Annotated in this window: 9 protein-coding genes; 5 read left to right on the top strand and 4 right to left on the bottom strand. The window is 72.6% G+C overall.

What is annotated here, in order from left to right:
• The 4 genes from E0D90_RS26700 to E0D90_RS19815 all read left to right on the top strand — a co-directional run.
• The coding region (locus E0D90_RS26700; protein WP_157996898.1) for a hypothetical protein at positions 1-1,165 on the top strand (1,165 nt) is incomplete at its 5' end.
• A 175-nt stretch (positions 1,166-1,340) separates the two neighbouring features.
• Entirely contained in the window at positions 1,341-3,311 is a 1,971-nt protein-coding gene (gene pknB / locus E0D90_RS19825) for a Stk1 family PASTA domain-containing Ser/Thr kinase (RefSeq protein ID WP_130799480.1), read from the top strand.
• A 272-nt stretch (positions 3,312-3,583) separates the two neighbouring features.
• Positions 3,584-4,408 (top strand): transglycosylase SLT domain-containing protein, encoded by an 825-nt coding sequence (locus tag E0D90_RS19820; protein ID WP_130799479.1) that lies wholly within the window; start codon positions 3,584-3,586, stop codon positions 4,406-4,408.
• A 247-nt stretch (positions 4,409-4,655) separates the two neighbouring features.
• Positions 4,656-5,633: a deoxyribonuclease IV gene (locus tag E0D90_RS19815; RefSeq protein WP_130799478.1), complete on the top strand. Its 978-nt coding sequence runs from the start codon at positions 4,656-4,658 to the stop codon at positions 5,631-5,633.
• A 4-nt stretch (positions 5,634-5,637) separates the two neighbouring features.
• Here the strand turns inward: E0D90_RS19815 and E0D90_RS19810 are convergent, their stop codons facing one another.
• The 4 genes from E0D90_RS19810 to E0D90_RS19795 all read right to left on the bottom strand — a co-directional run bounded on the left by E0D90_RS19810 (position 5,638) and on the right by E0D90_RS19795 (position 8,928).
• The gene (locus E0D90_RS19810; protein WP_103500430.1) at positions 5,638-6,273 is read right to left on the bottom strand and encodes a sulfite oxidase-like oxidoreductase; all 636 of its coding nucleotides are present in this window, start codon (positions 6,271-6,273) and stop codon (positions 5,638-5,640) included.
• Positions 6,274-6,365: 92 nt separating this feature from the next.
• Positions 6,366-6,845 (bottom strand): bacterioferritin, encoded by a 480-nt coding sequence (gene bfr, locus E0D90_RS19805; protein ID WP_103500429.1) that lies wholly within the window; start codon positions 6,843-6,845, stop codon positions 6,366-6,368.
• 208 nt (positions 6,846-7,053) lie between these two features.
• Entirely contained in the window at positions 7,054-7,353 is a 300-nt protein-coding gene (locus E0D90_RS19800) for a (2Fe-2S)-binding protein (RefSeq protein WP_130799477.1), read from the bottom strand.
• A 225-nt stretch (positions 7,354-7,578) separates the two neighbouring features.
• Entirely contained in the window at positions 7,579-8,928 is a 1,350-nt protein-coding gene (locus tag E0D90_RS19795; protein ID WP_103501717.1) for a class II 3-deoxy-7-phosphoheptulonate synthase, read from the bottom strand.
• Between the two features lie 116 nt (positions 8,929-9,044).
• Here E0D90_RS19795 and E0D90_RS28700 point away from each other — a divergent pair, with 116 nt between their 5' ends.
• On the top strand, positions 9,045-9,101 hold the full coding sequence (locus tag E0D90_RS28700) for a trp operon leader peptide (protein WP_498072964.1): 57 nt from the start codon (positions 9,045-9,047) through the stop codon (positions 9,099-9,101).
• Positions 9,102-9,215 lie beyond the last annotated feature (114 nt).

The following is a 9,215-nucleotide window of genomic DNA, read 5'->3' as shown; positions in this document are numbered from 1 at the left end:
GCCGCGGCCCCCGCACCCGCCGCAGCCCCCGGGCAGCGTGCCGGCGCCACCGGCACTGCCGCGCAACGGCCTGTCGACCGCAGCGCTGGGCGCCTCCGCGCTGCTGCTGGCACCCGTGGCCCTGGTGCTGTCCGCGCTGGCCCTGCGCCGCCACCGGGTACGTCCGTCCCGGGGCCGTCCGCTCGCCGTCGCCGCCGCCTTCGTCGCCGCCATCCAGCTGGCCGTCGCCGCCGTGGCGCTGCCGGTGGCCCTGAACTGGGATCCGAAGCGCTCCGCCCCGTCCGCCGACGGCGGCCCGGGCGAGGTGGACACGGAGACGGACGCGGAAGGCGCTTCGGGCTCCCCCGAGTTGTCGGACCTTCCGGGGGGCGAGGACTGGGAGGACTGGTTCGATCTCGACGACGGCAAGCGTGGAGGCGACGAGGGCCGACCGGTCGCCGGGTGGATGTACGTCCACCTGCTCGGGGTGGGCGACTGCTTCCAGCTCGGGGATCTCACGAACGAGCTGTTCACGGTGCTGCTGCGCGCGTGCGACGAGCCGCACGAGGCCGAGGCGTTCGGCGTGCTGACGCTGGGGGACGAACCGGAGTACCCCGGCGAGGCCGCCCTCTCCGCCCACGCCGAACAGCACTGCCCGTCCCTGCTTCCCGACTACGCGCTGGACAGCTGGTGGCTCCTGGGGCGGGAGGACCTCACTTTCGGGCACATGACGCCATCGCCGGACGGCTGGGAGCAGGGCGACCGGGAGACCCTCTGCTGGCTGTCCCTGGAGGACGAACCGCTGGAACGCTCCGTTCGCGGCTCACTCTCCGACTTCGACCACTCCCAGCGCGCCTTCCTGCGGTTGATCAACCCGCTGGACCGGGTTCTTCTCGCCGAGCCGTTCGACGGGGAGCTGGAGGACTGGGCCATCTGGGCCGAGACCGCCGTCGAGGCGGCGGAGACGATGGCGCGCGGGCTGCGGGTCGAGGTGTGGGACGAGCGTGTCCACCGCGACGCCCTGCGACTGGCCCGGGTCAGCATGTCCAAGTCGGAGCTGTGGGCGGAGGCGGCCGCCGCGAGCGACCTGGACACCTTGCTCGCACTGTACGAGGCGCAGGCGGACGGCTCGCTCTACCGCGCGGAGTACGCGTTCCGGGAGTCACTCGACCTGCTCGGGGAGTGACGGCCACCCCCGCCCCGAACGGCGACGTCACGCACCCGGGCGCGCACTCAAAGTGACCAGGAGTGCGGCGGGCCGCACCTCCGCCCGCCGACAGGTCACCGTTCCGCTGCAGTAATGGCGTGGAGCCACCTCCGGCGGCCGGTCCTGTCCGTCACTGCTCGTAAACTCTGTCGGTGTGGACGCTACCCTTCAGGACCCGCTGATCGGCCAGGTGATAGACGGGCGTTACCGCGTGCAGGCGCGGGTCGCCGTCGGAGGCATGGCCACGGTCTACCGTGCGCTGGACACCCGGCTGGACCGGGTGCTCGCCCTGAAGGTGATGCATCCGGCGCTGTCCACGGACGACGTCTTCGTCGAGCGCTTCATCCGCGAGGCCAAGTCCGTCGCGCGGCTGAACCATCCCAATGTCGTGAGCGTGACGGACCAGGGCTCGGACGGCGACTACGTCTACCTCGCCATGGAGTACGTCGAGGGCTGCACCCTGCGCGATCTGCTGCGGGAGGCGGGGGCGCTCCAGCCGCGGGCGGTGCTGGACATCATGGAGCCGGTCCTGGCCGGGCTGGGCGCCGCGCACCGCGCGGGGCTGGTCCACCGGGACGTCAAGCCGGAGAACGTCCTGATCGGGGACGACGGCCGGGTCAAGGTGGCGGACTTCGGCCTGGTGCGCGGTGTGGACAGCCACACCTCCGCGCACACCGAGTCCCTGCTGGGCACGGTCTCCTATCTCGCCCCCGAGCAGATCGAGAGCGGCACGGTCGGTCCGGCGACGGACGTGTACGCGTGCGGGATCATGCTGCACGAGCTGCTGACGGGGGTGAAGCCGTACACCGGCGACTCCCCGGCGCAGGTGCTGCTCGCCCACGTCAACCGGGACGTGCCGGCGCCGTCGCTGCGGGAGCCCGGCACCCCGGCCGAGTTGGACCGGCTGGTGGCGCTGGCCGCCGAGCGGCGTCCCGAGGTGCGCCCGGCGGACGCGGCGGCGCTGTTCTCGCTGCTGCGCACCACCCGGTCGCAGCTCACCGACGCCCAGCTGGACGCGCTGCCCCGGGGAGCCCGCGGCACCGAGCACGACGGGGGCGGTTCGGAGGACGTCACGCGGGTGGTGTCCCGGCCCGCGCGTGCGGCGGCCGCCGCACGGGAGCCGTCGCAGACGGAACGGACGGCACTGATCGAGTTGCCCCCGCCCCCGGCACGGGCCCCGGCCACCGCCGGGCGCGGCGGGCTGGGCCGGCTGCGCGCCGGACTGGGCGGGCTGGGCGGACCGGGCGGGCTGTCGCGCCGCTCCCTGGCGGCGATCGTCGGCGGTGTGCTGCTGGCACTCGGGCTGGGCGTGGGCCTGTGGTACGTCAATTCCGGCCAGTTCATGCCGACGCCGGGCGTCTACGACGTCTCGGAGGCGGAGGCCACGCAGACCCTGCGCGAGGCCGGCCTGCGGGTGGAGGTGGAGACGGAGCACTCGCCGACGGTCGACGCCGGCAACGTCATCACCACCGATCCGGCGCGGGGTGACCGCATTCGCCGCAACGCCACAGTGACGATGACGGTCTCGCTCGGCCCCGAGGTCGCGACCGTCCCCGACGTCACCGGCGAGGAGCTGGAGGACGCCCGCGAGCTGATCGGCGACGCGGGGCTGACCCCGGGCAAGGTCTCCTACGAGTTCGACGAGGATGTCGCCCGCGGGTCGGTGGTCTCGACGTCGCCGGCCGCCGGCGAGGAGCGGCGCCCGGACTCCCCGGTGGAGCTGACGGTGAGCCGCGGCGTCGAGATCCCGGTGCCGGACGTGGTGGGCGAGCAGGAGGGCACGGCGATGCAGCTCCTGGAGGAGGCCGGCTTCGAGGCCGAGCCGGAGGGCGAGCGGGTGCACTCCCGCCACCCGGAGGGCACGGTGGCCGAGCAGTCCCCCGACTCCGGGGAGGCCGCCGGGGAGGGCGACACCGTCACCCTGACCATCTCCAAGGGCCCCGCGATGATCGAGGTGCCCGATGTCCGCGGCAAGGACGAGGACGAGGCCATCGGCATCCTGGAGGACGCGGGCTTCGAGGTGCGGGTGCAGCGCTGGTTCCTGACCGGCACGGTCTTCAACCAGTCGGTCCACAGCGGCGACACCGCCCCCGAGGGGTCCACCATCACGATCTACGTCAGGTAGGCGCCTTTACCCCCGCCGCGACCTTGATCAAACTCCGCGATTCTGTGACCTCCGCCATAGGAGGTGGGTCACATACGAACACCGCTAGTGGAAACAGCTCTCCGGAGTTTCCCCTAGGGGCCGCATCGAATTCCCCGCCGCACCGGTCTTTTGCTGACCGGAGCGGCGGGGCTTTTCACTATCGGGGCTAGCACACCGGGTCTTTGCCAGCGTCTTTTCTTGGCTGTTAGCAAGAACGTCGCACGTTTCCGCGATGACTCGAGGTTTACGCAATGCCCGCTCGTCAGCTTTCCCGCCGCCTGCAGGTGACGCAGAAAACCGCGACCGCCTCGCTCGCGACGGCCGGCGCCGCACTTCTGGCGTTCACGATCGTCCCCGGGCCCGCCTCCGCCGAGGAGCGGCCCGCAGCCCAGACCCTGTCCACCCAGAACGCCGCCTGGGACCTGACCCACACGGGTGTCCCCGCCCAGCGCGACGGCATGGAGCTGCAGCCGGGTGACTCCCTGCAGGCCCACGCCGAGCAGGCGCTGCAGGTGCGCGCCCAGGAGCAGGCCGCACGGCAGCAGGCGGCCGACGAGGCCCAGCAGGCCGAGGCCGAGGCCAGGCAGGCCGAGGCGGAGAACGTGTCCGCCGAGGAGCAGGCCGCCAAGGACCAGGCCGCCGAGGAGGCGGCCGCCGCTCGCGACGCCGAGCCGGCCAGCCGGTCCGCCGAGCGCGCGGAGCCCGCGGCCGAGGCCGCGCCGGAGCCCGCCGCCGAGCCCGCGCCCAAGACCTACACCGACGACCTCGACGGCTGGATCACCGAGGCGCTGGACATCATGGAGGAGCACGGCATCCCCGGCACCTACGAGGGGCTGCACCGCAACACCATGCGCGAGTCCAGCGGCGACCCGAACGCGATCAACGACTGGGACATCAACTGGCGCAACGGCGTCCCGTCGATCGGCCTGCTCCAGGTCATCCAGCCGACCTTCGACGCCTACCACGTCCCCGGGACCCCGCACGACCTCTACGACCCGGTCGCCAACCTGGTCGCGGCGGCGAACTACGCGGCGGACCGCTACGGCTCGATCGACAACGTCGACGGACCGTACTGAGCGGAACCCGAACCGACCGACCGCGACGAGCGCGGCAGCGTGGCCCGGAGTCGGGCGCGGGGCCGACCTCCCCGGCGCCCGACGGCCCGGGACGCACACCGGCCACGCCGGGGCGTCCCGGGCCGTCGCACGTCCCGGGCGGGGAGCCGCGCACCGGGCGGGGAGCCGGGCACCGGGCGGGGAGCCGCACACCGGGTGTGCCCGGCGCGTGCCGGTGCGCGGCGGGGCCGTGGCACCCTGGTACACCGTGACCGACAGGACAGCCGCCCGCCCCGCCGCCGAGACCACCGCAGCCGGGGCCACCGAGGCCACCGCAGCCGAGGCCACCCCAGCCGCCGGGGACGGTGACGGCGGCCCCCCGCGCACCAGGAACCCGGTCGGAGGCCATGTCCGGGTCGCCGGTGGCCTGGCCAGGGTGGGCCTGGCCCACGCCCGCGAGCTGGACGCCGAGGCGGTCCAGGTCTTCGTGGCCAACCCTCGCGGCTGGGCCACGCCTGCGGGCGACCCTCGCCAGGACGCCGCCTTCCGGGACGGCTGCGCTCAGGCCGGGCTGCGGGCGTTCGTGCACGCGCCGTATCTGATCAACCCCGGCTCCCACGACCCCGGCACGGCCGAACGGTCGGTGGCCTCGTTGCGGCACTCGCTGCGACGGGCCCGCGAGATCGGGGCCGAGGGTGTGGTGGTGCACACCGGGTCCGCCACCGGCGGACGCCCCCGCGCGGTGGCGCTGGAACAGGCCGGACGGCTGCTGCGGCCGCTGCTGGCGGAGCTGACCGAGCCGGAGGACCCGTGGCTGCTGCTGGAGCCGACCGCGGGCCAGGGATCCTCCCTGTGCTCTCTCGCTGAGGATCTGGCCCCCTACGTCGAGGCGCTGGAGGGACATCCGCGGCTGGGTGTCTGCCTCGACACCTGCCACGCCTTCGCCGCGGGCCACGACCTGGCCGCGCCGGGCGGGGCGACGGAGCTGCTGGACCGGCTGGAGGCGGCGGCCGGTCCGGGACGGCTGCGGCTGGTCCACGCCAACGACTCCCAGGACGTGGTGGGCGCCCGCAAGGACCGGCACGCCAACATCGGCGTCGGTCACATCGGGGCGGGCGCCTTCGCCGAGCTGCTGGCCGACCCGCGGACGGCGGGCGTGCCGCTGGTGATCGAGACGCCGGGCGGCCACGAGGGGCACACCGGTGACATCCGGCTGCTGAAGGAGTTGCGGACGTCAGCGGCGTGACGGCTCACAGCTCCGGGCCGTCGCCGGGCTCCTCCTGGTAGGAGTGCCGTTGCTCCGCCCACACCTCACCGATGTTGTGGTAGCCGCGTTCCTCCCAGAAACCCCGCCGGTCGGCGGTCATGTACTCGACGCCGCGCACCCACTTGGGGCCCTTCCAGGCGTAGAGGTGGGGCAGGACCAGCCGGAGCGGGAAGCCGTGCTCGACGGTGAGCGCCTCGCCGTCGCGGTGGGTCGCGAAGATCGCCCGTTCGGCGGAGAAGTCGGCGAGCCGGAGGTTGGCGCTGTAGCCGTATTCGGCCCACACCATCACATGGGTCACCGCAGGTGACGGCGGCACCATTTCCAGGACGCTTCGGGCGCGGACCCCGCCCCATTCGGCGTCGATCATGCTGAACCGCGTGACGCAGTGCAGATCGGAGGTCACCGTCTCGTGCGGCAGCGCGGAGAACTCCGCGTGGTTCCAGCTCTTCTTCTCGCCGTCCGCCGTCGCGCCGAACACCCGGAAATCCCAGCGGTCGGGGCGGAAGCGCGGAACGGGGCCGTAATGGGTGACCGGCCAGCCGCGCTGTTCCCGCTGGCCCGGCGGTAGCCGCCCGGAGCCGGGGGACGCCTGCTCCCCCGCGTTCTCCGGCTGACCCATGGCCCCATGGTGACAGACCGGCCCCGCCCCGGCGCACCGCCACCCCGGAGGGGCCGCGCCGGGGTGGCGGCGAGCCCTGCCGGTGGGGCGGCTCAGCCTTCCGGCTGCTCGATCAGCTGCGCGATGTACAGCGGTTCGCCGAGCTTCTCGATGAGTTCCAGCTGGGTGTCGAGATAGTCGATGTGGTGTTCCTCGTCCTCAAGAATCGCCTCGAAGATGTTGGCCGAGGTGATGTCGCTCTTGGCGCGCATCACCTCGATTCCGCGGCGGAGGCGGTCGATGGCCTCGACCTCGATCTGGCGGTCCGCCTGGAACATCTCGGTGACGGTCTGGCCGACCCGAACGTGGAACAGCCGCTGGTAGTTGGGCAGCGCGTCGAGGAAGAGGATGCGGTCGGTGAGGATTTCGGCGTGCTTCATCTCGTCGAAAGACTCGGCGCGCGTGTACTTGGCCAGCTTCGTCCAACCGAAGTTCTCCTGCATTTTGGAGTGCAGGAAGTACTGGTTGATGGCTGTGAGTTCGGCCGTGAGCTGCTCGTTGAGAAACTCGATGACCTCGGGGTCGCCCTGCATCGCGCGGCGCTCCTTCTGGGAGGGGGGAACGTTCGCCGCATGGTGGCACCACGAACCCGATTACGTCCAGTAAGTGAAGGCTTACCATATTCAGCGCGGCGGGTGTCGCTCTCGCTTCCGGCGGCCGAATACGGCCGCGTACACAGCGAAATACCGGACCACTTGGTCCGGTATCCGGTCGATGCCTGTGCGGGGGCGGGCGCGGCGGTCAGGCCGCGGCGGGTTCCAGCGCGGGAACGGCCGGCGCGTGGGGTGCGGCACCGGGCGACGGCTCGGCGGGGCGGTCGGCGGCGGCCACGGAGGCACCGATCCGCTCCTCGGAGGCGGTGGCGGCGCGGCGCCCGCAGGGCGCGCCGCGGCCCAGGAGACCCTGGATGCGACGGACGCAGGAGCCGCAGTCGGTCCCGGCCTTGCTGCGGGAGGCGATCTCACGGGGGGTGCAGGCGCCGGCCGCGGCGTGGTCGCGGACCTGCTGCTCGGTGATGCCGAAGCACGAGCAGACGAACACCTTCACCTCCGGGCGGTGACCGGGCCGGCCTCGCGGAGCGGCCCCGTAGCGAACCCCACCCGGCGGGGTGAGGTAAACCTAACCTTACTCACCCGGTCGAGGGCACGAAAGGGGCGCGGGCCCCGGATCGGTGTGATCCGTGTCCCGCGCCCGTGTCTCGCGGCGTACCCGCCCCGGCCGTCCGCCGACCCGCCGAGACGGACGGCGGCGAGGCGGGGCGGTCGCTCACTGCGCCCGGTACATCTCCGCGACGAGGAACGCGAGGTCCAGCGACTGGCTGCGGTTGAGCCGCGGGTCGCAGGCCGTCTCGTACCGCTGGTGCAGGTCGTCGACGAAGATCTCGTCGCCGCCGCCCACGCACTCGGTGACGTCGTCACCGGTCAGCTCCACATGGATTCCGCCCGGGTGCGAGCCGAGCGACTTGTGGACCTCGAAGAAGCCCTTGACCTCGTCCAGCACGTCGTCGAACCGGCGCGTCTTGTAGCCGGACGCCGCCTCGAAGGTGTTGCCGTGCATCGGGTCGCACACCCAGGCGATCCGGGCACCCGAGGCGGTCACCTTCTCCACCAGCTCCGGCAGGCGGTCCCGCACGCGGTCGGCGCCCATCCTGGTGATGAAGGTCAGCCGGCCGGGCTCCCGCTCCGGGTCCAGCTTGTCGATCAGGGCCAGCGCCTCCTCGGCGGAGGTGGTCGGGCCGAGCTTCACCCCGATCGGGTTGCGGACCTGCGAGGCGAACTCGATGTGCGCGCCGTCCAGCTGCCGGGTGCGCTCACCGATCCACACCATGTGGCCGGAGACGTCGTAGAGCTTGCCGGTCCGCGAGTCGGTGCGGGTCAGCGCGGCCTCGTAGTCCAGCAGCAGCGCCTCGTGCGAGGCGTAGAACTCGACCGAGTGGAACTCGGCCGGGTCGGCGCCGCACGCCTTCATGAAGCTCAGCGCCGAGTCGATCTCGCGCGCCAGCGCGTCGTAGCGCTGACCGGAGGCCGAGTTGCGGACGAAGTCCTGGTTCCAGGCGTGCACCTGCCGCAGGTCGGCGTAGCCACCGGTGGTGAAACCGCGCACCAGGTTCAGCGTGGCGGCCGAGGAGTGGTACATCCGCCGCAGCCGCTCGGGGTCGGGCGTACGGGCCTCGACGGTGAAGGCCGGGCTGTTGACGGAGTCGCCGCGGTAGGACGGCAGCTCCACACCGTCCCGGCGCTCGGTCGCCTTGGAACGCGGCTTGGAGTACTGACCAGCGATCCGGCCGACCTTGACCACGGGCACCGAGGCCGCGTACGTCAGCACCGCGCTCATCTGCAGCAGCGTCTTCAGCTTGGCGCGGATCTGCTCCGCGCTGACCTGGTCGAACGCCTCGGCACAGTCCCCGCCCTGGAGCAGGAATGCCTCGCCCCGGGCGACGGCTCCCAGACGGGCGCGCAGCTGGTCGCACTCGCCGGCGAAGACGAGCGGAGGATAGGACTCCAGGTCCGCGGTCACCGCGCGCAGAGCCGTCCGGTCCGGGTATTCAGGCTGCTGCGCCGCGGGAAGGTCACGCCAGGAGGCGATGGGGGTGCTGATGTCAGCGTTCACGGTCACCCTGTCAGGTTAAGGCGTTCCGGCCACCGTCCATTCGCCCGCCCGGAGAGTGAGATGGCCGGTGCGGGGAGGACGGGGGTCACCCGCACTCCCCGGGCGACGCTAGGCTACGGACCATGCACGCGCAGAACATCCGCACCTGGTGGTGGACCGCTCCCCCGGCGGCCCACTGACTGCGCGTTCCCGCAGACCGACACCAAGGCCGCCCCGAGGGGCGGCCTTCGCCGTTGTCAGGCGGCGGGCCGGGCCCTCGGCCACCCGGCCCGGAAGGACCCCGATGACCCCGC

This window comes from Streptomyces otsuchiensis, assembly GCF_004305975.1.
In the GTDB taxonomy this organism is placed as follows: Bacteria; Actinomycetota; Actinomycetes; order Streptomycetales; family Streptomycetaceae; genus Streptomyces; species Streptomyces otsuchiensis.
Note: the sequence above shows the minus strand (reverse complement) of the source record. Positions and strands in the feature narration are given on the sequence as shown.